Source organism: Micromonospora sp. HNM0581, from assembly GCF_012726175.1.
GTDB lineage: Bacteria > Actinomycetota > Actinomycetes > Mycobacteriales > Micromonosporaceae > Micromonospora.
Genome location: NZ_JAASAD010000014.1, coordinates 1 through 20,384, shown reverse-complemented (window position 1 = coordinate 20,384; position 20,384 = coordinate 1). Strand labels below are relative to the sequence as shown.

General features: G+C 68.8%; 18 protein-coding genes and 1 pseudogene. 13 read left to right on the top strand and 6 right to left on the bottom strand.

Annotated features, from left to right (window positions below; translation table 11 throughout):
- Positions 1–40: 40 nt before the first annotated feature.
- A complete protein-coding gene (locus tag HCA58_RS16930; RefSeq protein ID WP_169598817.1) occupies positions 41–739 on the top strand; it encodes an RICIN domain-containing protein in 699 nt (232 codons plus the stop codon).
- A gap of 86 nt (positions 740–825) precedes the next feature.
- On the opposite strand, the gene HCA58_RS16925 is transcribed toward HCA58_RS16930, so the two are convergent.
- The 3 genes from HCA58_RS16925 to HCA58_RS16915 form a co-directional block, all read right to left on the bottom strand.
- Positions 826–2,778 (bottom strand): VWA domain-containing protein, encoded by a 1,953-nt coding sequence (locus tag HCA58_RS16925; protein WP_169598816.1) that lies wholly within the window; start codon positions 2,776–2,778, stop codon positions 826–828.
- Between the two features lies 1 nt (position 2,779).
- The gene (locus HCA58_RS16920; protein WP_346776020.1) at positions 2,780–4,285 is read right to left on the bottom strand and encodes a sigma 54-interacting transcriptional regulator; all 1,506 of its coding nucleotides are present in this window, start codon (positions 4,283–4,285) and stop codon (positions 2,780–2,782) included.
- Positions 4,286–4,363: 78 nt separating this feature from the next.
- On the bottom strand, positions 4,364–4,954 hold the full coding sequence (locus HCA58_RS16915; RefSeq protein ID WP_169598814.1) for a TetR/AcrR family transcriptional regulator: 591 nt from the start codon (positions 4,952–4,954) through the stop codon (positions 4,364–4,366).
- A gap of 76 nt (positions 4,955–5,030) precedes the next feature.
- Between HCA58_RS16915 and HCA58_RS16910 the strand changes: the two genes are divergently transcribed.
- Positions 5,031–5,486 carry a GNAT family N-acetyltransferase gene (locus tag HCA58_RS16910; RefSeq protein ID WP_169598813.1) on the top strand — a complete coding sequence of 152 codons (456 nt, stop codon included), beginning with the start codon at positions 5,031–5,033 and terminating at the stop codon, positions 5,484–5,486.
- A gap of 47 nt (positions 5,487–5,533) precedes the next feature.
- Here HCA58_RS16910 and HCA58_RS16905 read toward each other — a convergent pair whose 3' ends face one another.
- Positions 5,534–6,502 (bottom strand): aldo/keto reductase, encoded by a 969-nt coding sequence (locus tag HCA58_RS16905; RefSeq protein ID WP_169598812.1) that lies wholly within the window; start codon positions 6,500–6,502, stop codon positions 5,534–5,536.
- A gap of 159 nt (positions 6,503–6,661) precedes the next feature.
- On the opposite strand from HCA58_RS16905, the gene mgrA reads away from it, so the two are divergent.
- The 8 genes and pseudogenes from mgrA (at position 6,662) to HCA58_RS24080 (ending at position 13,539) form a co-directional block, all read left to right on the top strand.
- Positions 6,662–7,657 (top strand): L-glyceraldehyde 3-phosphate reductase, encoded by a 996-nt coding sequence (gene mgrA / locus HCA58_RS16900; RefSeq protein WP_169598811.1) that lies wholly within the window; start codon positions 6,662–6,664, stop codon positions 7,655–7,657.
- Between the two features lie 82 nt (positions 7,658–7,739).
- Positions 7,740–8,741, top strand: a complete 1,002-nt coding sequence (locus HCA58_RS16895; RefSeq protein WP_169598810.1) for a 2-hydroxyacid dehydrogenase — start codon at positions 7,740–7,742, stop codon at positions 8,739–8,741.
- 131 nt (positions 8,742–8,872) lie between these two features.
- Positions 8,873–9,928, top strand: coding sequence for a trypsin-like serine protease (locus tag HCA58_RS16890; protein ID WP_169598809.1), 1,056 nt, complete (start codon positions 8,873–8,875; stop codon positions 9,926–9,928).
- Between the two features lie 158 nt (positions 9,929–10,086).
- Positions 10,087–10,668 carry a hypothetical protein gene (locus tag HCA58_RS16885; protein ID WP_169598808.1) on the top strand — a complete coding sequence of 194 codons (582 nt, stop codon included), beginning with the start codon at positions 10,087–10,089 and terminating at the stop codon, positions 10,666–10,668.
- Between the two features lie 777 nt (positions 10,669–11,445).
- Positions 11,446–11,676 (top strand): DUF433 domain-containing protein, encoded by a 231-nt coding sequence (locus HCA58_RS16880; protein ID WP_169598807.1) that lies wholly within the window; start codon positions 11,446–11,448, stop codon positions 11,674–11,676.
- Positions 11,673–12,050, top strand: a complete 378-nt coding sequence (locus HCA58_RS16875) for a DUF5615 family PIN-like protein (protein WP_169598806.1) — start codon at positions 11,673–11,675, stop codon at positions 12,048–12,050. The genes HCA58_RS16880 and HCA58_RS16875 overlap by 4 nt, the downstream gene beginning before the upstream one ends.
- Before the next feature lie 157 nt (positions 12,051–12,207).
- Positions 12,208–12,971 (top strand): annotated as a pseudogene (locus HCA58_RS16870) (transposase family protein).
- A gap of 346 nt (positions 12,972–13,317) precedes the next feature.
- Positions 13,318–13,539: a flavin reductase gene (locus tag HCA58_RS24080; protein WP_346776019.1), complete on the top strand. Its 222-nt coding sequence runs from the start codon at positions 13,318–13,320 to the stop codon at positions 13,537–13,539.
- A gap of 9 nt (positions 13,540–13,548) precedes the next feature.
- Here HCA58_RS24080 and HCA58_RS16860 read toward each other — a convergent pair whose 3' ends face one another.
- Together HCA58_RS16860 and HCA58_RS16855 are read right to left on the bottom strand one after the other, a co-directional pair.
- Positions 13,549–14,184 carry a response regulator transcription factor gene (locus HCA58_RS16860; RefSeq protein ID WP_346776030.1) on the bottom strand — a complete coding sequence of 212 codons (636 nt, stop codon included), beginning with the start codon at positions 14,182–14,184 and terminating at the stop codon, positions 13,549–13,551.
- A complete protein-coding gene (locus tag HCA58_RS16855) occupies positions 14,181–15,407 on the bottom strand; it encodes a sensor domain-containing protein (RefSeq protein ID WP_169598803.1) in 1,227 nt (408 codons plus the stop codon). Before HCA58_RS16855 ends, HCA58_RS16860 begins: the two co-directional genes overlap by 4 nt.
- A 129-nt stretch (positions 15,408–15,536) precedes the next feature.
- Here HCA58_RS16855 and HCA58_RS16850 point away from each other — a divergent pair, with 129 nt between their 5' ends.
- The 3 genes from HCA58_RS16850 to HCA58_RS23190 all read left to right on the top strand — a co-directional run bounded on the left by HCA58_RS16850 (position 15,537) and on the right by HCA58_RS23190 (position 19,189).
- Positions 15,537–16,301, top strand: a complete 765-nt coding sequence (locus HCA58_RS16850; protein WP_169598802.1) for an ABC transporter ATP-binding protein — start codon at positions 15,537–15,539, stop codon at positions 16,299–16,301.
- Positions 16,301–18,685 (top strand): ABC transporter permease, encoded by a 2,385-nt coding sequence (locus HCA58_RS16845; protein WP_169598904.1) that lies wholly within the window; start codon positions 16,301–16,303, stop codon positions 18,683–18,685. Before HCA58_RS16850 ends, HCA58_RS16845 begins: the two co-directional genes overlap by 1 nt.
- Positions 18,686–18,880: 195 nt before the next feature.
- Complete coding sequence (locus HCA58_RS23190; protein ID WP_205808932.1) at positions 18,881–19,189, top strand: hypothetical protein; 309 nt, start codon at positions 18,881–18,883, stop codon at positions 19,187–19,189.
- Positions 19,190–20,384: the final 1,195 nt, after the last annotated feature.

Here is a 20,384-nt window from a genome sequence, read left to right as displayed (position 1 = left end):
CGAGTGGTCGGCGCGGGGCACCGTGGGACAGGATGCCGGCATGTCGCACACCGATGGATCAGGCGGGGTCTACGGCACCCGCCGAACCGGACCGTTCCGCGATCCCCTCCTGGTCGGGGCGATGGCGGTCGGGCTGGTCGGCGTACTGCTGGGGGTGCTGTTCGCCACCGGCGTGCTCGGCGGCGGTGAGCCGGGCCCGGCCACGACGGCGGTCGCGCCCAGCCCGAGCACCGTGCAGGCCAGCCCGACCGGGAACGAGCCGGAGCCCAGCCCGAGTAGTTCCGAGCCGTCACCCACCCCGAGTCCCCGCGAGGATCCGGACGTGCCCGCCCGGCCGAAGGTGTTGCGGGGGGTCGGATCCGGTCTCTGCCTCGGCCTCGACGGTGATGGTGAGAAGGCCGCCGCCAAGCTGACCGAGTGCGGGGGCGGGCCGGAGCAGCAGTGGGTGGTGAACGCCTTCGGGCCGCAGACGGTGACGCTCACCAACGCCGCCTACAACCAGTGCCTCGACGTGGAGGGCCGCAGCGGTGACGACGGCGCCCGGTTGCAGCAGTTCGGCTGCCACGGCGAGAGCAACCAGCAGTGGCAGCTGCGCCGGGTCGACGACGGCGCGACCGTCCTGGTGGCCGTGCACAGCGGCAAGTGCGCCCAGGCCCGCGACGGTGGCGCGACTGCCGGCACCGACATCGTCCAGACGACCTGCGACGGTAACCCGGCCCAGCGCTGGACCCTCCAGTAGCCGCATGCTCGGGGGCTCATGTCGCGACGAAGCACACAGCTTCGAGCCACCTTCACCGGCCGACCTGCCCCGTACCGCGGCCGGGTCTAGCGGCGGCCCCGGCGGGCACGTAGATAGTCGCTGACGACGTACTCGCCGAGATCGTCGGCGTCCGGGGTGAACACCCGACCGCCGCTGCGTCGGGCCACCGCGTCGACGAAGCGTCGCAGGCCGGGATCGTCGCCGAGCATGAAGACGTTCAGCGTGGCCCCGATCCGGCCGAGCCGGTCCACCTCCCGAACCGTCGCCTCGATCGTCTCCGGCGACGACGGCCAGGCGAACAGCGCCTCTCCGTCGTCCGGGTCCAGGTGGGCGGTCGGTTCCCCGTCGGTGACCACAAGCACCACCGGCTCCGCCTCCGGATGGCGTCGCAGGTGCCGGCCAGCCAGCCGCAACGCGTGCTGCAGGTTGGTCCCCTGCGTCATGTCCGGCTCGACGGCGGCCAGTTCCTGCTGGGTAAGCGTCTCGGCCCGCCGGCCGAACCCGATGATCTGCAAAGCGTCCTGCGGAAACCGGGTCGCCATCAGATGGGCCAGGGCCAGCCCGGTCTGCTTCATCGGCCCCCACCGCCCCTGCGAGATCATCGAGTACGACAGGTCGACGCAGAGCGCCACCGCCGCTGACGCCCGCCGCTCGGTCTCGACGACCTCGAAGTCCTCGACGGCCAGTTGGACAGGCACTCCCGGACCCGCTCGACGGACCGCCCGGGTCAGCGTCCGCACCACGTCCAGTGGCTGCTCGTCACCGTACTCCCAGGGACGCGACGCCCCCGTCACCTCTCCGGCCGCCCCGGCCGAACGCAGGTCGTGCTGGCCGCGGGGGCCGGCGGTCAGCTCGGCGAAGACCTGTCGCAGCGCGGTGCCACCGAGACGGCGCAGCGCTTTCGGACTCAGGGTCAGACCGTCGGCATCGCGGGTCACCCAACCCTGCCGGCGCAGCTCCCGCTCCAGCTCCCGCAGCCGGCGTACGTCGTCGGCCGCGTCCCGGCCCAGTGTCCGGGCCACCGCGTCGACGTCGATGTCGTCCAGGGTCGCCCCCGGATGCGCCTGGCCCAACTGATCGAGCAGGTCGTCCAGTTCGGCGATTTCGTCGAGCGCACCGGTCGCCTCGCCGTAACCCAACGGGCGGCTGCCCTGCATCCGCTCGCCCCGCCCCCAGCGCAGGTCGGGCCGCAACGCCCGCAGATTCCCCTCCAACGTGGTCAACTCACCGGCGAGCCGGTCACCGAGGGACTCACGCATCAGTCCGGCAAGTTCCTCCCGCTGCCGCTGCGACAGTGAGTTCAGCAGCCGCTGCCCGGCCGCCGATCGTCGAGCCAGGATGTCGATCAGCTCGTCCACGTCGCGCGGACGTTCCGGGAAGAAGTCGCCGTGCCGCCGCATGAACTCGGCGAACGCGTCGGTGGTGTCCTCGGCGCGAGCGTGCCGGGCCAGCAGAGCGTTGAGGTCCCGCACCATGTCGGCGACCTGTCCCTGCACCGCCGGGTCACCGGCCAACCGCGCCGAGTCGCGCAACCCGGCGAAACGCTGGCCGAGCACGTCGTCGCGCAGCCCGTCGAGGATCCGCTGGTAGATCTGCCGGGCCTCGTCGCTGGCCCACCGGTAGTCGGACAGGTCCCGCACCGCCTGCGCGGTCGAGCGGGGCAGGTCGTGGAGAACCGTCTCGGCGAACCGGGCCGCCTCGTCGCCACGCCGGGCCAACTCGTCCCGTTCGGCGGCCAACGCCTGGTCGAGCTGCGCCCGTGCCCGGGTCACCACTCCGTCGAGCTCACCCCGGCGCAACGCCTCACGGCGCAGCCGGCGGGCGCGGGCGGTCAGCCCGTCCAGCCCGCCACGCCCCTGTGGACCCCGGCGCAGCAGATCCCGCAGCGCGTCCCGGAGGCTACCGCCGGTCAGCACCTCCGCGCCGACCTGGTCCACTGCGCCCTGCACGTCGTACGGCGGGGCGAGCGGATCAGGGCCGCCGCGCCACTGCCCGTACCGGAACCGGTTGCCGGTCATCTCAGTCCCGGCCGCCGTAACGGGTCCGCCCGGCATCGGTGACGTCCTTGCCGAGCCGGCGGCTGAGGTACAGCCCTTCCAGCACGAACTCGACTGCCGCCGCGGCCTGCCCGGCGCTCGGAGCGTCGCCGAAACCGAGCCGGTCGAGCACCTTGGCCAGCCCTGGCACCGTGCCCACCTGGCGCAGCAGGTCAGCCGCCGACACCAGCTCGCCGGTCTCGACCGCCTGCCCCTCCTCGACCAGTGCGGTGAAACCGGACAGGTCCAGCCCGGCCAGCCGGGCGCGGAACGTCTCCGCGGTCGCGGTACGCAGCAGGTGGCCCAGAAGTTCGGTCTCCCGACCCTCCTCGCCGCTCTCGAACTCCACCTTGCCGCGCAGCGTCGACGTCACCGACACCGCATCCCCCACCCGCGCCACCGCCTCAGGTGACAGGCAGGGCACCTCGCTGACGCCTGCGGTGGCGGAGGGGTCGTTGCCCGACACCTCGTCCGAGTCGGCGCCGAGCAGACACGTCCGGCGCAGCGCGGCAGCGGCGACGGTCTCGGTGGCGGCGATGGCGAAGCGGGCGGAGACACCGGAGCGTGGGTCCACCGACGGCGACTCGCGTACCGCCCGGGCGAACCGGGCCAGCACCTCCAGCACATGTTCCGGCACCTCGGCGACCAGGTCGGCCTCCTGCTGGATCAGGGCCAGTTCCAGCTCCAGGTCGGTCGGATAGTGGGTACGGATCTCCGCACCGAAACGATCCTTGAGCGGGGTGATGATCCGGCCCCGGTTCGTGTAGTCCTCCGGGTTGGCGCTGGCTACCAGCAGCAGGTCCAACGGCAGTCGCAGCTGGTGGCCGCGTACCTGGATGTCCCGCTCCTCGAGCACGTTGAGCAGCGCCACCTGAATCCGCTCGGCCAGGTCGGGAAGCTCGTTCACCGCGAAGATGCCCCGGTTCGTCCGCGGCACCAACCCGAAGTGGATCGTCTCGGGGTCACCGAGCGTACGTCCCTGGGCCAGCCGCACCGGGTCCACGTCGCCGATCAGGTCACCCACGCTGGTGTCCGGGGTGGCCAACTTCTCCCCGTACCGCATCGAGCGGTGCAGCCAGCCCACCGGCAGGTCGTCGCCGGCCTCGGCGACGAGCGTCCGCGACGCCGGGGTGACCGGGTGTAGCGGGTGCTCGTTGAGCACCGATCCGACGATCACCGGCGTCCACTCGTCAAGCAGCGTGGCCAGTGCCCGGATGAGCCGGGTCTTGCCCTGGCCCCGCTCGCCGAGCAGCACCATGTCGTGCCCGGCGAGCAGCGCCCGCTCCACCTCTGGCAGCACCGTGTCGTCGTACCCGACGATGCCGGGGAACCGGGGCGCGCCGGTACGCATCCTGGCCCGCAGGTTGTCGCGTAGCTCCTGCTTGACGGTGCGGTGCCGGTGCCCGGCGGCGCGTAGCGCGCCGAGCGTGACGGGCAGGTCGGCCGGTGGGAGCGGCGGAACAGGCGAAGACTCACTCACCTCGCCCACGCTAGCGCGCAGCCCGCCCCCGTCAGCGCTGCTCGATCATGAATTGTGGGTGGGTGTCCCTGCCGGTCCGCCTCCTGGTCAGGGTTCGGCCCGTAGCCGGGCGAGTGTGGCGTCGAGTGCGGTCTGCTGGGTTCGCTCGTCGTAGGTTTCCGGGTCCAGGCAGGCGAGGGCGTTGAGCCCTTCGACCACGGCCACCAGACTGGTGGCCGTGTCGGTGACCTGGACCGGACGCCAGTCGGGCCGGGCGGCGCGGACCAGCTCACGGACCCGGGTGACGAATCTGCGGTTGTAGTCGCGGTGCAGGTCGGCCAGCACCGGGTCGGCGAGCGCGGCGGCGAGAAAGCCGACCCAGACCCGGGCTTCCTCCCGCTTCTCCTCGGTGGGAGAGGCGGCCTGGAGCAGCACTGCCCGCAGCGCTTCCACTGGGTCGGCGGCCGTGGCCTGGGCGGCGTCGGCGCGCCTGCCGGTGCGCCGGTGCAGCAGCTCGCGGGCGTGTACGAGCAGTGCCTGCTTGTCGGCGAAGGTGTGCAGCACCATCCCGGTGGTGCAGCCGGCCCGCTCGGCGACGGCACGCAGGGTCAGCCCGGGCAGGCCACGTTCGGCAAGGACCGACCAGGTGGCAGCCGACAGGCGTTGCTGCTGGTCGGCGAGGTCACGTCGTCTGGCCATGTGGGTCCCTTCCCTGGTCGACGACCCGTACCGTAGCGTACGTTACGGTAACGCTCGTTACGGAAAGGTGGGACAGGTGCTCTCCGTCGAACATGAACCCTTCGAGTCGCCCGACGCCGCCCGGCTGCGCGCAGCTCAGCGGGCCGAACTCGACGCCCGCTACGGCTGCGACGACCACGAACCGGGGGAAGCACCCACCGCCGCAACGGTGAGCATCTTCCTGGTCGCCCGCGAGCCGGACGGCACCGCCGTGGGCTGCGGCGGTCTGCGCTTCCTCGCCGCCGGCTCCGCCGAGATCAAACGGATGTACGTCAGCCCGCCGGCCCGGGGCACCGGCGTCGCAACCGCCATCCTGCACGCCCTGGAACAGGCCGCCCGCGACAACGGGGTGCGCACCCTGCTGTTGGAGACCGGCACCGCCCAGCCCGACGCCATGCGCTTCTACGAACGGGAGGGCTACCAGCGCATCGACAACTTCGGGCCGTACCGCGGCGAGCCGCTCTCCGTCTGCTACGCCCGTCACCTGCCGTGACAACCCGGTCCGCCGCCCGATGCGGGCAGCGGACCGGGAGACGGTGCTCAGCCGCGCGCCCGGGACCTGATCAGCCTCGGTACGGCCGCGAGACCGGTGACCGGGCGGAACGCCCGGGCCGCATTGACCAGTGCGGCGTACTCGTCCTCGGTCAGATCGATCTCCGCGGCGGCGGCGTTGCGCTCCAACTGCTCCACGCTCGACGCACCAGGAATTGCCGCCACGTTCGGGTGACGCAGCACGTAGGCCAGGGCGATCTGGCTCGGCGTCGCGTCGTGCGCGGCGGCCACCTGGCGCAGCGTCTCGATGAGCGCGCCACCGCGCGCCAGATTCTCCGGCAGGAAGTACGGGTTGGCCCGACGGACCGCACCGACCGGCGGACGGTTCGCGTCGTACCGCCCGGAGAGAAAGCCCTGCGCCAGCGGGCTGTACGCGATGACCAACCGGCCGGCCTGTTCGGCGTAACGCAGAAGGTCCTCCTCCGGCCTGCGGTCAAGCATGCTGTAGCGGACCTGGTTGCTGAGCACCCGCCGGCCGAGCGCGACCTCCGCCACCTGCCAGCGGCGCAGGCTGTAGTTGCTCACCCCGACCTCACCGACCAGGCCGACGTCCTGCAACGCGCGCATGCCACGCATGGTCCGGTGGTCGCTGACCACCGGATTGGGTTGGTGCACCTGGTAAAGGTCGATGCATGTGACACCGAGCCGGGCCGCCGAGGCCACCGCTCGCTGCTGCACCACCGAGGAGACCGGCAGCACCGGGAAGATCTTGGACGCGACCGTCACCTTGTCCCGGTCGGCAGCCAGCGCCGCGCCGAGGAGCCGTTCACTGCGGCCGAAGCCGTAGACCTCGGCGGTGTCGAAGAGGGTCACGCCCAGCTCGACGGCGCGCCGCACGATGTTCGCCGCCAGCCGCTCGTAGTCGGAGCCGTATCCCCACTCCCGCGAACCGAACTGCCATGTACCGAGGCCGATCCTGGACACCGGCTTCGGGGTGTCGAGACGCACGTAACGCATGAGACGACGCTACCCGTCACAGCCGCACGTCAACCGCCGATCGATCCACGGAACCGCTCAGCTCGACAGCGTCCACGACCCGTCCCGCACCCAGCGAACCGCCTGGTCACCGACCATCGACGCCGCCGTGTGGGGAACATCCCACCAAGGGCTATGGTCATGATCGTGACCTACCTCGCCGCAGACACGCGCTACGACCAGATGACCTACCGGCGCAGTGGAGCCAGCGGGCTTCGGCTGCCCGTGATCTCGCTCGGTCTGTGGCACAACTTCGGACCGGACCGCCCCGTCGAACGGCAACGAGACATCGTCCGGCGCGCCTTCGACCTCGGCGTCACCCACTTCGACCTGGCCAACAACTACGGCCCGCCGCCCGGGTCCGCCGAGGAGAACTTCGGCCGGATGCTCGCCACGGACCTCAGGCCGTACCGCGACGAGCTGGTCGTCTCCAGCAAGGCCGGCTACCTGATGTGGCCCGGCCCGTACGGCGAGTGGGGCTCCCGCAAGAGTCTGCTCGCCTCACTCGACCAGTCACTGCGCCGGCTCGGTCTGGACCACGTCGACATCTTCTACAGCCACCGGTACGACCCGGACACCCCGCTCGAGGAGACGATGGGTGCGCTCGACACCGCCGTCCGCTCCGGTAAGGCCCGCTACGTCGGCATCTCCAACTACACCTCCGAGCAGACCGCGCGAGCCGCAACGATTCTGCGCGAACTCGGTACGCCGTTGCTGATCAATCAGCCGGCGTACTCGATGTTCAACCGGTGGACCGAGCAGGACGGGCTGCTCGACACGCTGGAGCGGGTCGGTGCCGGCTGTATCGCCTACAGTCCGTTGGCCCAGGGTCTGCTCACCGACCGCTACCTCGATGGCATCCCGGCCGACTCCCGGGTCCGCACCAGCGTCTTCCTCGACGAGAGCGACCTCGACGAGCAGCGACTGGCCACCATCCGTGGGCTTGCCGACATCGCCCGGCGCCGGGGTCAGTCCCTCGCACAGCTCGCGCTCGCCTGGGCACTACGCGACCCGCGGATGACGAGCCTCATCATCGGCGCCAGCAGCGTGCCGCAGTTGGAGGCGAACATCGCAGCGGTGGACAGGCTCGACCTGACCGCCGAGGACCTGGCCGACATCGAGGCCCAGTTGACCTGACCCTCCCCCTCAGGGTCGACAGGGTCGAAGGACCCTGCCCACGGATCGTAGGCAGGGCCTAGCGTGAGGGGGGAGGTGGCCCATGCGCGTGACAGTGTTCAGCACCAAGCCGTACGACCGGACGTTCCTCGCCGAGGCGAACGAGAAGGCCGGCCACGAGCTGACGTTCCTGGAGCCGAGACTCACCGCGCAGACCGCCCGGCTCGCCGAGGGGTCGGACGCGGTCTGCGCCTTCGTCAACGACGACCTCTGTGCCGTGGTGCTCGACCAGCTCACCGACGTCGGTGTCCGGGTGGTGGCGCTGCGCTCGGCCGGCTTCAACAACGTCGACGTGGTCGCCGGCCGTGAGCTGGGTCTGACCGTGGTGCGGGTGCCGGAGTACTCACCGCACGCGGTGGCTGAGCACACCGTCGGCCTGATCCTCGCCCTCAACCGCAAGATCCACAGAGCCTACAACCGGGTACGCGAACACAACTTCGCCCTCACCGGCCTGCTCGGCTTCGACCTGCACGGCCGTACGGTCGGCATCGTCGGGACCGGGCGGATCGGGGTCTGCGTCGCCCAGATCATGGTTGGCTTCGGTTGCCGGGTGCTGGCCAGCGACCCGTGCCCGAGCGACACGGCAGCCGCCGCCGGGGTGCAGTACGTGCCGCTTGAGCGGTTGCTCACCGAGTCGCACATCGTCACTCTGCACTGCCCGCTCACAGCCGACACCCGGCACCTGATCGACGCCGAGCGGATCGCCCGGTGCCGTGCGGGTGTCATGCTGATCAACACCGGCCGGGGTGCGCTCGTGGACACCCGGGCGGTGATCGACGGGCTCAAGAGCGGTCGGATCGGCTACCTCGGCCTCGACGTGTACGAGGAGGAGAGCGACCTGTTCTTCGAGGACCGCTCCGAACGGGTCCTCGGTGACGACGACTTCGCCCGACTCACCACCTTTCCCAACGTGCTGATCACCGGGCACCAGGCTTTCTTCACCGAGGACGGCCTACACAACATCGCGGAGACAACCATCGCCAATCTCTCCACCGTCGAACACGACGGCCCCGGCGCCGTACCCACCGCAGCCCTGGTCTGCTGACCACCACCAGCGGTGATCTGTCCGAAACCGAACGTAATGCTGTCGACGGACGGACAGAGACGAGTTTGGATCAATCCGGTCGAGTTAGCTTGCCCATCGGAAGCACCCAGCTTCCGATGAGGAGGGCTCTCGTGACATCCGCTCCGCTCAGCAGGACCCGCCCGGGGATCATCCTCGGCATCGGGATCACCACCGTCCTGGCGGCGGCACTCGCCGCCGCACCGGCCACCGCCGCACCGGCCAACGAGGCTCCGACCACCACCACCCGCACCGACGCGCACGGCGCCGTCGCCGACTCGGGCACCGTACCCGCCGCCGTCGCGCCACCCACCGTGCAGCAGGCCCCCAACGGCGTACGGGGTTCCGGCACCTCCGGGTCGGTCGGCACCGGCAAGGCCGGACCGGGAGGCAACCGCTTCGACGTCGGCGCCCGTCCCGCCGCACCCGTCAGCGGCTCGGTCGGCGTCCAGAGTGTCATCGGCACCGACAACCGGGTCCGCGTCGACCCGACCACCGTGTTCCCGTCGAGCGCCATCGTGCAGATCGTCCGCACCACCAACGGCAGAACCTGGGGTTGCACCGGCTGGCTCTACGGGCCGAACATCATCGCCACCGCCGGACACTGCGTGCACCCGGGCGGCGGTCAGAACGGTGGTGGCGGCAACAACTTCTACCCGCGTGGCGACTTTCAGATCATCCCTGGACGCAACGGGACGTCGACCCCGTACGGCACCTGCACCGCCACCCAACTCCTGTCGGTCACCGGCTGGACCCAGAACGGCGACGTGACTTATGACTACGGAGCCATCCGGCTGAGCTGCGCCGCCGGCAACAGCACCGGCTGGTTCGGCATGTGGTGGCAGAGCGCCTCACTGACCGGCACCGCCACCACCGTCAGCGGCTACCCCTGCGACAAGACTTTCGGGCAGCAGTGGCGGCACGCCGGGCAGACCGTCACGGTCACCCACGACCGACAGGTGTTCTACCAGAACGACACCTTCGGCTGCCAGAGCGGCAGCCCCGTCTACCAGACCCGGGCCGCCGGTAGTTCGTTCTGCGTCGGGCAGTGCGTGATGGCGATCCACGCGTACGGCCTGTACGGCTCCTGGCCACATTCGAGCAACAACCACGGCACCCGCATCACCGAGAGCGTCTTCAACAATCTGATCACCTGGCGCGACAGCTGACCGGAGTCGTCCGTGCGGGTGGGCCGGCGACAGTCGCCCACCCGCACGGACGGCCGACGTCGACCGGACCACCCGGCTCAACTTCACCCAGCAGTCAGCTGAACCTTCCGGCCCCCCGGCTCGTCATGCCGACAGTCTTCCACTACGAAGGGGCAGCGATGAGCTATCCAAATCAGGGTGAAAACTTCAATATCTACGAGTTGCCGCCACCTCCACGGACGGCACGGGAACTGGTTGACGCCTTGGGCCTCGAGGCTGCACGAGACGCCCTACCCGACAACGAGCGACGGTCCTTTGACCGGGCAAACCCACCGCAAGAAATCGTCGCGGCCAGCGACAGGCTGGCAAGTAGTGAGGAAGCACTCGACCAGTTCGAGGAACACATTAGGGAATTCGCCCACGAAAACAACTTCAACGAGGCGCAGATTCAAGTTCTATACCAAAACTCCGCAGGTGTGCAGAACCAATTGATGGCTAACATCAGAGCCGCCGCCGAGAACGCAAGAAACACGCTGGAAAATCAGCGCGTGAATCTAATCAACAGAATTAACACCCGAGGACTGACGAACATAGTCGCGTTCAATTCGGGGCGATACAGCATGCCGGATCCCAGAACTTCGGCAGCCGCTTCGACGTCCTCGTCGTCCGAAAGGAGACACGACCGGCGGGGCGGAGGCCAGGGCAGCAGCCGAAACCCCCTCGGCCCGACCAGCGGCAACCAGCGCCGACGAGCCCGGTGACAAAAGCTGGCGGCAGGAACGAGTAGTACCGCCGCGTTCACCAACCCGCCCGCTGACACCTCCCAGCTACGCCAAGGCGCCGACACCTGCCCCACCAGAAAGGTCGCCGGGGATGGTTGTCACCTCCTGAAGTTGCGGCCTAGGCCCCGAGCTCATGGTGGAGTCATGCGCTCGGGGCCACCCTGGCGTTCGACCATCAAGCAGGGTTGAGGTGTCCACGGTGGCGGCGGACGGTCGCCGCACACGTGCACAGCCTGGTTGAGGAATCCGTAGGCGTTACGGGCGACGGTTCTGGGCTTTACGAAGTTACGTACCCCTCCGCGCACCAATCGAGTACGCCAGCACACCGTCGGGGCAGCCTCTGACGGTACGAGCCGGCACCCCGGTACCACACTGTATTGCGCCCCACATTCCGCCCCGACAGCACCCGAACAGGCGGCGCAGTCGAAAGATCCCTGGCCGGAGGAGGTTTCGGACGAAGTCTCGACACCGATCACCGAAGTGCAGTGTGGGGCGCTGGGTGACCACGGCTGTGACCACAAGATCACAAACAATCAGCACTAGTCGATGACTGACGCCGATTGACCTGCATAAACGCGAGGTGAAGCCGAGGGGTCTCGAACCCCTGACCCCCACACTGCCAGCATGGTAGCGATTCGGGGCTGCGGCCAACCACGCGATCGTCATGGCTGTCGTGGATCCTTCGGGGTGCGATGGCGAGCCGGGCTCCTCAGGTTGGTCGAGTCGGATCAGGTCACGGCGGGTTACGATGCCGTCATGAACTTCGAACGGATCAGCGTCAACCCGGCCCAGATGGGCGGCGCGCCGTGTATCCGTGGTCTACGCATCCCGGTTGCGACGGTCGTCGCGATGGTCGCGGACGGCATGAGCGCGGATGAGATCGTGTCGGAGTTGCCCGACCTGACTGTCGATGACGTCTGGGAGGCGCTGCGCTTCGCCGCCGAGGCTGTTCGGGAGCGGGAACTGCCGCTACATCGCGCGGCATGAGATTTCTGATCGACAACAACCTGTCGCCAGCGGTGGCCGAAGGTCTGTGCATACAGGGGCATGATGCCGAGCACGTCAGGGACTACGGCTTGGCGGCGGCGTCGGATGAGATCGTGCTGGATCGGACACGCCAGGAACGGCGGGTGTTGATCTCAGCAGATGCCGACTTCGGCACTCTGCTGGCATCCTCCGGGGCCAGCGAACCGTCCGTGTTATTGGTACGGCGGATCAGCGGTCGTCGAGCCGCACAGATCGTCGCAATCCCGGTGGCGAACCTCGCCGCAGTCGATGACGACCTGCGCAGTGGAGCAATCGTCGTGGTGGGTGACGACTGGCTGCGGGTCCGCCCCTTGCCCATCCTCCGCGGCAAGTGACCGTCCCGCCGGTTGCCATCGTTTCCTCCATCACTGAGCCTTTCCAAGCTGATCTTGCAGCTCAGGGTGGTGCGGCAGGCCCGGTGATCGATGGGTGCGAGGCTCCAGGTAGGACAGCTGTCGACCAAGACTCGAAGCCCCGACCGGGAGCCTCGCCATGCTGTCCTACCCCGCCACGATTCCGTTGTCCAGCCGCACCCTGAACCACCTTGCCGAACGCATCCGCGGCAACCGCAAGCAGCGCCAATCCCGTTGGCGACGCCTCGACCCCGGCCGGCAAGCGCTGCTCGCCCTGGCTCATCTGCGCAACGGCGACACCTACACCCGACTCGCGTCCGGCTTCACCATCGTCGTCGCCACCGCCTGGCGCTACGTCCAGGAAGCGATACCCTCCTCAGCTCGGCAGCCGCCGACCTGAACACCGCGATGCGACGCATCCGGCTGCTGGCGTACGCGATCCTCGACGGCACCCCGATTCCGATCGACCGGGTCGCCGACCAGCGGCCGTACCACTCCGGGAAACACCAGCACCACGGCGTGAACGTGCAGGTCATCGCCGATGCCGCCGGTCGGCTCGTCTGGGCTTCGCCAGCGCTGCCCGGTTCCGTCCATGACCTGACCGCAGCCCGAACCCACGGCATCATCGACGCACTGAGCAGGGCAGACGTGTTGACCTTCACCGACAAGGCCACCAAGGAACCCGTGGCAGCGTGCGCACGCCATTCAAGCGGCGCCGCTTCCAGCCGAAGCTGTCACGCCGGCAGAAGGGCCGTCAACCGCGCCCGCGGCGAACGCGCGATCACCACCCTCAAGACCTGAAAGATCCTGAACAAGCTGCGCTGCTGTCCACATCGAGCGGCTCCGATCGTGGCGGCCATCCTCGTTCTGCACCACGTCGAAGCCAACCGCTACGTAGGATGAGAAGGGCTTAGTGGTCTGCCTGCGCCTCGACACGACAGCGGCTCGACCGGCCAAGGTCATGCATCCGTCCTCGCTGTCGTCGGTGTCGGCCAGCGCCCAGAACAGTACGACGATGCGCTACACACCGGCCCGCTTCGCGGCGGTGACTACCTCACACGCTGTCCGTCCGACCGGGAACAGATACATGTTCTCGACGCCGTTCAGCGACGGCGGGTCCGTCAGGTCGCCGCCGACGACCTCCACCCCCGCCCGGAGGGCTCGCCGCCGACGGCCACCGCGTCAGTGCGCGGATTCGGAAGCGCTGGGACGGCGCTTCGCGACCTCCCGGCCAGACAAGTTCGCCGGAGTGGACTGGCAGGCGTCACCGCTCACCGGCGTACCGCACCGGGACGGCGCCCTCACGTGGATCGACTCGGTCATCCGGGACGTGGTGCCGGGCGACGACCCCACGATCCTCATCGGCCAGGTGGTGGCCGTCCACCACGCGCCCGACGCGGGCGAGCCGCTGCTCTTCTTCAACGGCGGGTTCTGCGATCTGGCGACCGGGCAGCCTTGCCGAGCTCGGTGACCCTGCGGCTCAGCTGCGCAGGTAGGTCAGCACCGCGAGCACCCGCCGGTGGCCTTCCGTCGTGGTCGGCAGGTCGAGTTTGCTGAAGATGTTGCCGATGTGCTTGTTGACCGCCGCGTCCGTGACGTGCAGCCGCTTGCCGATCGTGTCGTTGGAGCGCCCCTCGGCCATCAGCGCGAGGACCTCGAGCTCGCGGGCGGTCAGCCGCTGCCTCGGGTCCGGCCGCCGGCTGATCAGCTGGCGGACCACCTCGGGATCGACGACCGTCTCCCCGGCTGAGACCTGTTCCACCGCGGCGTTGAACTCCACGACCGCGCCGACTCGGTCCTTCAGAAGGTAACCGACGCCCTCGCCGTTGTCGGAATCCAGTAACTGCGCCGCGTACGACTGGTCCACGTACTGGCTGAGAACCAGTACGGGCAGGCCGGGGAAGGACTGGCGGAGCCGTACGGCTGCCCGCAGTCCGTCGTTGGCGTTACCCGGCGGCATCCGGACGTCGGTGATGATGATGTCCGGGCGCCGGGACTGGACGGTTTCGGTCAGCGCGTCGGCGTCCGCCACCGCGTCGATGACCTCGTGCCCGAACCGGCCGAGGATGCTCACCAGCCCCTCCCGCAGGAGGGCGGAGTCCTCCGCAAGGGTCACCCGAAGGGACATGAAATCTCCATCATTACGAGAGTCGGACCGCCCGGCGGGCTGGAAACCCGCGTGCGCCCGTTCAGCACGGCGAGCCGGTCCGCGAGCCCGGTCAGCCCGGTCCCGGCGGAGGGGTTCGCGCCACCGACGCCATTGTCCCTGACCTGCAGGACGAGGATGTCGGCGTGGTGCCGGCCGATCAGCTCGACCTGGGTGGCCCGGCTGTGCTTGGCCACATTGGCCAGTGCCTCGGTGACGGCATAGTAGGCGGCGGTCTCGACCGGCTGTGGCAGCCGTCCGGCGAGTCGCAGGTCGAGCGAGACCGGCACCGGGAACCGGCTGGCCACCTCCTCAAGCGCGGCTACCAGCCCGTTGTCGGTGAGCACCTGCGGGTTCAGCCCGCGGACCAGGTTGCGCAGGTCGGCCAACGCCAGGGCGAGCTGCTCCCGCGCCGACTCGATTTCGCGCTGGAGCGGCGAGTTCTCGGGCACGTCCAAGGCCATCAGGCCCAGCATCACGCTGAGCGAGACGAGCCGCTGCTGGGCGCCATCGTGCAGGTCGCGCTCGATGCGCGCCCGCTCGGCCTCGAACGCGTCGAGCAGCCGCGCCCGCGACTCGCTGATCTCTTTCAGGTCCGGGTCGACTTCGGCGTCTCTGGGCGCGAGAACGATCCGGCACAGCGTCGCGCGGGCGCCCGCCCAGGCGGTCAGCGAATAGGGTGCAGCGAGCAGCAGTAACCCGCCCAGCACGGCCCAGGGCCAGGCGAACGGGTCGTCGATCGGCGCGCTGATGCACAGCGCCGGCACCACGAAGGCCAGGCCGAGCACGGCGACGTCGACCCACCAGAGCGCGGTCAGCGAGATCACCATCAGGATCAGTTCACGCCAGGTCGCCGACTCCGTCAGCCGGGTACACAACCATGCGCGCAGCCCCGGCTGCTCCGGTGGCCGGTGCGGATCCTGGATGCCATCCAGATCCACCAGCCGCAGGCGCAGCCGCTCCAGGCGTGCGAAGGGCAGTCCCATCAGCGCAGCGGCCAGCAACAGCCCGGCCCCGACGAGCACGACGACGGTGAGGATGCCGGCGGTGACCACCCCGACGAAGAGGAACATCGTGAGGGCACCGGCGAGCACGCCCGAGCTTAGATAGAGCAGGGCTCGCCAGGGCCAGGCCGAGGCAAGGAATCCGACCGGGTGCAGGGCCATCGCCTGCCAGGCGGTTCGGCTTCGCATCTCGCCACAGCTTCGCACCCCGCCACGGTAGGCCAACGACCGATGCCGGCACGGTAGTGCGAGCTCTACCAGAATGACTATTTCCAGGACCAGTGCCCGCAGAAGGGCCGATGCGATCGAATCAAAGGCATGACTGCGACTCAAGATTCGTCTGTGACGACGGCGGTCGAGCTCCGCGCTGTGCACAAGGTCTATCACCGGGGCACACAGGAGGTTCAGGCGCTGGACGGCGTGTCCATCGGCTTCGCGACGGGCACCTTCACCGCGATCATGGGCCCCTCCGGCTCCGGTAAGTCCACGCTCCTACAGTGCGCTGCCGGCCTGGACGAGCCCAGCGCGGGGCAGATATTCGTCGCCGGCGAGGACATCAGCGGGATGGACGAGCGCCAGAGAACAGCCTTGCGGAGGGACCGGGTCGGCTTCGTGTTCCAGGCCTTCAACCTGGTCGCGTCCCTGACCGCGGCGCAGAACGTGGAGCTGCCGCTGCGCTTCGCCGGCCGCCGCCCCGACCGCGCCGAGGTGACCCGGGCCCTGTCCGCGGTCGGCCTCGGCGAGCGCACCGGGCACCGGCCGAGTGAGCTCTCCGGCGGCCAGCAGCAGCGGGTCGCACTGGCCCGCGCGCTGATCACCCGGCCCGACGTGCTGATCGCCGACGAGCCGACCGGCGCGCTCGACACCAAGACCTCGCGTGAGGTGCTGTCGCTGCTGCGCCGGCTGGTCGACCAACAGGCGCAGACCACTCTCATGGTCACCCACGATCCGGTCGCCGCGTCGTACGCCGACGTGGTGGTTTTCCTGAAGGACGGCCGGATCGCCGGCCGCTTGGAGCTCGACCCGGCCGACGGATCGAAGCCCGCCCAGATCGCCGCTCAGATGGCTCGGCTGGAGGCATGATGCTGGCCGCTGCGAACATTCGGGAACACTGGCGGGCCTTCCTCGCCACTTTCCTCGCCGTCGTCGTCGGCGTCGGCCTGATCGCCGTCACCTTCATCCTCTACGACTCGGGCCGGCCGCGGCCCCAGCCCCGAGTGGCCGACGCACCGGTTCTTGTGGTGTCGAACCAGGCGACGGACCAGGCCGGCGCCCTTCGGGACCGCGTGCCGTGGAGCGAGAGCGAAGCCGGCGCCCTGGTCCGGCAGCTCGACGGTATCGACGGCGTCGAGGCCGCGATCATCGACCGCAACTTCTATGCACAGGCCTTCGCCGACGACGAGCCGGTGGCCGACGAGGCCGCGATGGAGGCCGGGCATGGCTGGTCCAGCACCCGGCTGGCGCCGTACCAGCTGACCGCTGGCCGACCGCCGCAGTCCGACAACGAGGTGGTGGTCGGCACCGACCTCGGAGTGCCCGCCGGATCAGCTCTTTCGGTCGGCCTCACCGACGGCGTGCACACGTACACGGTGAGCGGGACGGCCGATGGTCACGGCTTCTATTTCACGGACGCCGAGGCCGCTCGGCGGGACACCGGGGTGACCACGATCGGGCTGCTGGTGTCACCGGGTTCCTCCGTCTCGAAGATCGCCGACCGGGCCGGCAGCATCGTCGGCGACGGCGGCTCCGCGCTGACCGGTGACGCACGTGGTGTCGTGGAGCCCGGCTACATCACGCACAAACGGTTCCTGGGCGCTCAGTTGATCGGCGCGATGGCGATCATGGCCCTGTTCACCACGATCTTCGTGGTCGCCGCCACCCTGGCCCTGGCAACGACGCAACGCCGTCGCGAGATCGGGCTGCTGCGGACGATCGGCGCCGACCCGCGCCAGATCCGCCGCATGGTGCTCGGCGAGGCGGTCATCGTCGGTCTGCTCGGCTCGGTGGTCGGCTGTCTGGCCGGCATACTCGCCGCGCCCGCCATGCTGGCGTCGCTCGATCGGCTTGAGGTCACGCCTCCCGACTCCCGGATCATCATCTCGGCGTGGCCGCTGCTGGCCGCCACCGCGGTCGGCACCGGGGTCGCCGTGCTGGGCGCCTGGGTGGCCAGCCGCTCGGCCGCCCGGGTGTCGCCGATCGAGGCACTGCTCGACGCCGCGACGGATCATCGTCCGATGAGCAGGGGCCGGTGGATCGCCGGGCTGGCGATCCTCGGACTGGGCGTGGCGCTGGCCTCCATGACCGCTGTCGGTGGCGCGGACCGCCGCGTCAACCTGGCGATCGCGACCTCGATGTGCCTGATCGCCGCCGCCGCGCTGCTGGCGCCGATCGTCATCGGGCCGGTGGTACGCCTGGCGACCGCGCCGTTCGCCCGCCGGTCGTCCGGCGCGGGCTCGATGCTCGTCCGGGCCGAGCTGCTCAACGCGACCCGGCGAGCCGCCTCCACTGCCGCCCCGGTCATCGTGGCGGTGGGCTTCGCCGTTCTGATCAGTGGGCTGGTCGACACCATGCGGATGGCCTACCCCGCCGAGACCACCAAGCAACTGGCCGGGCAGGTGCTCATCGATCCCGGCAACGCGCCCGGGCTGAGCGACGCGGTGGTCCGGGAGAACCCGGTCGGCCGGGCCGCGCTGCCGACCCGCTTGTTCGTGACCCGGCCGGACGGCGGCGACACCGTGATCGACGGGGTCGGATCGCGGGATCCGCGCTGGTCGCGACCGGGCGAGGCGGTGCTGGACACGGCCATGGCGAAGTTCCTGAACGTACAGGCCGGCTCGACGGTCACCGTACGGTTCGCCGACGGCCTCAGCGCCCCGCTGCGGGTCGCCCAGGTGCTGCCGCCGGATCAGGCCCGTGGTTCGTTCGTGCTGTCGCGGGACACGGTTCGTGAGCACGACCCGACGGCCCTGACCGACAACATCTTCATGGCCGCCGACCAGGCGCCGCAACGCCTCAGCGCGGGAGCCCGGTTGCAGAACGCCGAGCAGTTCGCGCTGAAGGAGTACAACACCGACGCCAGACTGACGGACAGCTTGGCCATGATGCTCACGGTGGTCGCGGTGGGCTACAGCGGTCTGGCAGTGGCCAACAGCATGGCCATGGCGGGATACGGGCGGCGCACCGACTTCGCGGTGATGAAGTCGGCCGGCGGCACCCGCCGGCAGCTGCTCGGCTTCGCGGTCAGCGAGACCGGGCTGCTGGTGATCATCGGCTCGATGCTGGGTTTGCTCGCCACCCTGCCACCGTTGGCCGGCGTCGCCTCGGGCCTCAGCGCGGAGACCGCGACCCGGGTGACGATGCGCCTCAACGGCGGCACCCTGACCTGGGCCGTCCTCGGCTGCCTGGCCATGGCGACCGCCGCGAGCGCCTTCGTGACCTGGAATGTGATGCGCCCGCGCACCAGGTGAGCTAGGCCCTTCTGCTGGAGCCCGAGAGAGGCGTACCCCCGTCGCATCCCTCGGGCTCCTTCGTGAGCGACCACCACTTGACCCGGGCCACCTATAGAAACGATGTAGCGACCATCGGTGTACTCGGCCTCGCCAGCCATGGGGAGGCCGAGTACATGTACGTATTCAGCTTGAGTTGATCGGTTGAGCGTGGGCTTGACTGACCCGCAGCAGATACATGGGTTTGCGTACGCCAACAACTCTCCAGCCACATACAGCGCCCCCACCGGCCTCTACTTCGAAGAAGACAACCACGGCCACGGGCAGCGCGGCTACGTCACCAAGACCACCTACGCCGAAGACACCAGCCGCCTGCGCACCGGCAACGCACCCCGTGTCATGGCCACCCTGCGCAACACCGCGATCAGCCTGCTCCGCCTGGCCGGCATCACCACCATCGCGAAAGCCCTACACCGCAACAGCCGGAACCCGTACCGACCGCTACAACTACTCGCGATCACCTGAAAACGGGCGTATGGCTACCTTGCCTGAGCCCTGAACCCGGGTGGACCATACTCGGCAGAATCCGAACCACATTCCCAAGCTCAGGGACCGATCGTAACGGTCCCAGCGGTACGTGGACGCACGGTCTGACCCGGCCATCGTGGCTGCGCGGACAGCCACCTCGATCCACCATAATCAGGTCGTTTTCCTGCAGACGAGATCGCCGTGTGCGCAGGTGCCCAGCCCTCGGGAAGATCTGTAGCGGTGTCCTCTGAATAACGGACGTCCCCGTAAGCCAGCCACCCGCGGGATGCATGAGGAAGATGCCCGCCAGCGTGTGGCGGGCATCTTCCTCAGCTCCCTCCATTGCCACTTGAATAACAACGACGCTGGGCTAAATGCCATCCCCTAACCGCATTGCCAACAAATAACCACCGACACCCAAAGCCCCAACCCCCAGCAAGATAATCAGGACTCCAAGAAGTCTATCGATAGCGATGAACCGGGCACGGCGACGCGCAAGTCGCTCGCCACTCCAGTCCATTCTCCTAGGGGGGCCGACTCTGCCAACCATACGCATTGACATATCTATATGCTTCGTAGCGGCGTCCTTGAAGTTAGCCGCAAGGGCCGATCCTACAAGGACCAACACAGTTCCCCACAAGACACCGAGAACGGCTCGCCACATCTAGACACCTCCGCCTACATCTCCGGGAAGAACCAGCCATCACGGGTGCCAATCCTCCATCCACCCCAACTATATGTCACACCTACCCACAACGAGACGCCCACACCAACACCCCCGCCGTGGTATGTCTTCGCGTGTCCATTCTGATCACCCTCACCACTCTTTACGCCACCGACATAGCAGGCGCCGAAACCGTCTCCAAAGCAACCCATCCAACCCTTCGGGCTTTGTTCATGCGGCCTCGCACTAACGCCCCCAGCAGTCGCACTAACACCGAGACCCACCCCTGCGCCGAAAGAGCTACTTATGTAGCCATCCTGATAGGTGGCAGTTATGCAGAACATGAAGCACGCCGATCCACTAATCTGCCCATAACGATGGGCGTACTGGTAGACCGTCGTATTACCGGGTCTGTCAAGTTAACGGCTGATCTTGGTTGTTGAGGTGGTCAGTCGTTGGCCGGGGTGAGTCGGCCCTCGAAGGCGACCTGGAAGGCGTTCAGGGGTGCCTTCCAGCGCATGGTCCATC

Coding starts and splice junctions, on each gene's coding strand:
- HCA58_RS16855 (WP_169598803.1), bottom strand. CDS start 15,407: ATGCGAAGCCGAACCGCCTGGCAGGCGATGGCCCTGCACCCGGTCGGA.
- HCA58_RS16915 (WP_169598814.1), bottom strand. CDS start 4,954: ATGGCCAGACGACGTGACCTCGCCGACCAGCAGCAACGCCTGTCGGCT.
- HCA58_RS16885 (WP_169598808.1), top strand. CDS start 10,087: ATGAGCTATCCAAATCAGGGTGAAAACTTCAATATCTACGAGTTGCCG.
- HCA58_RS16930 (WP_169598817.1), top strand. CDS start 41: ATGTCGCACACCGATGGATCAGGCGGGGTCTACGGCACCCGCCGAACC.
- HCA58_RS16905 (WP_169598812.1), bottom strand. CDS start 6,502: ATGCGTTACGTGCGTCTCGACACCCCGAAGCCGGTGTCCAGGATCGGC.
- HCA58_RS16850 (WP_169598802.1), top strand. CDS start 15,537: ATGACTGCGACTCAAGATTCGTCTGTGACGACGGCGGTCGAGCTCCGC.
- HCA58_RS16845 (WP_169598904.1), top strand. CDS start 16,301: ATGCTGGCCGCTGCGAACATTCGGGAACACTGGCGGGCCTTCCTCGCC.
- HCA58_RS16875 (WP_169598806.1), top strand. CDS start 11,673: ATGAGATTTCTGATCGACAACAACCTGTCGCCAGCGGTGGCCGAAGGT.
- HCA58_RS16895 (WP_169598810.1), top strand. CDS start 7,740: ATGCGCGTGACAGTGTTCAGCACCAAGCCGTACGACCGGACGTTCCTC.
- HCA58_RS16880 (WP_169598807.1), top strand. CDS start 11,446: ATGAACTTCGAACGGATCAGCGTCAACCCGGCCCAGATGGGCGGCGCG.
- mgrA (WP_169598811.1), top strand. CDS start 6,662: ATGATCGTGACCTACCTCGCCGCAGACACGCGCTACGACCAGATGACC.
- HCA58_RS16925 (WP_169598816.1), bottom strand. CDS start 2,778: ATGACCGGCAACCGGTTCCGGTACGGGCAGTGGCGCGGCGGCCCTGAT.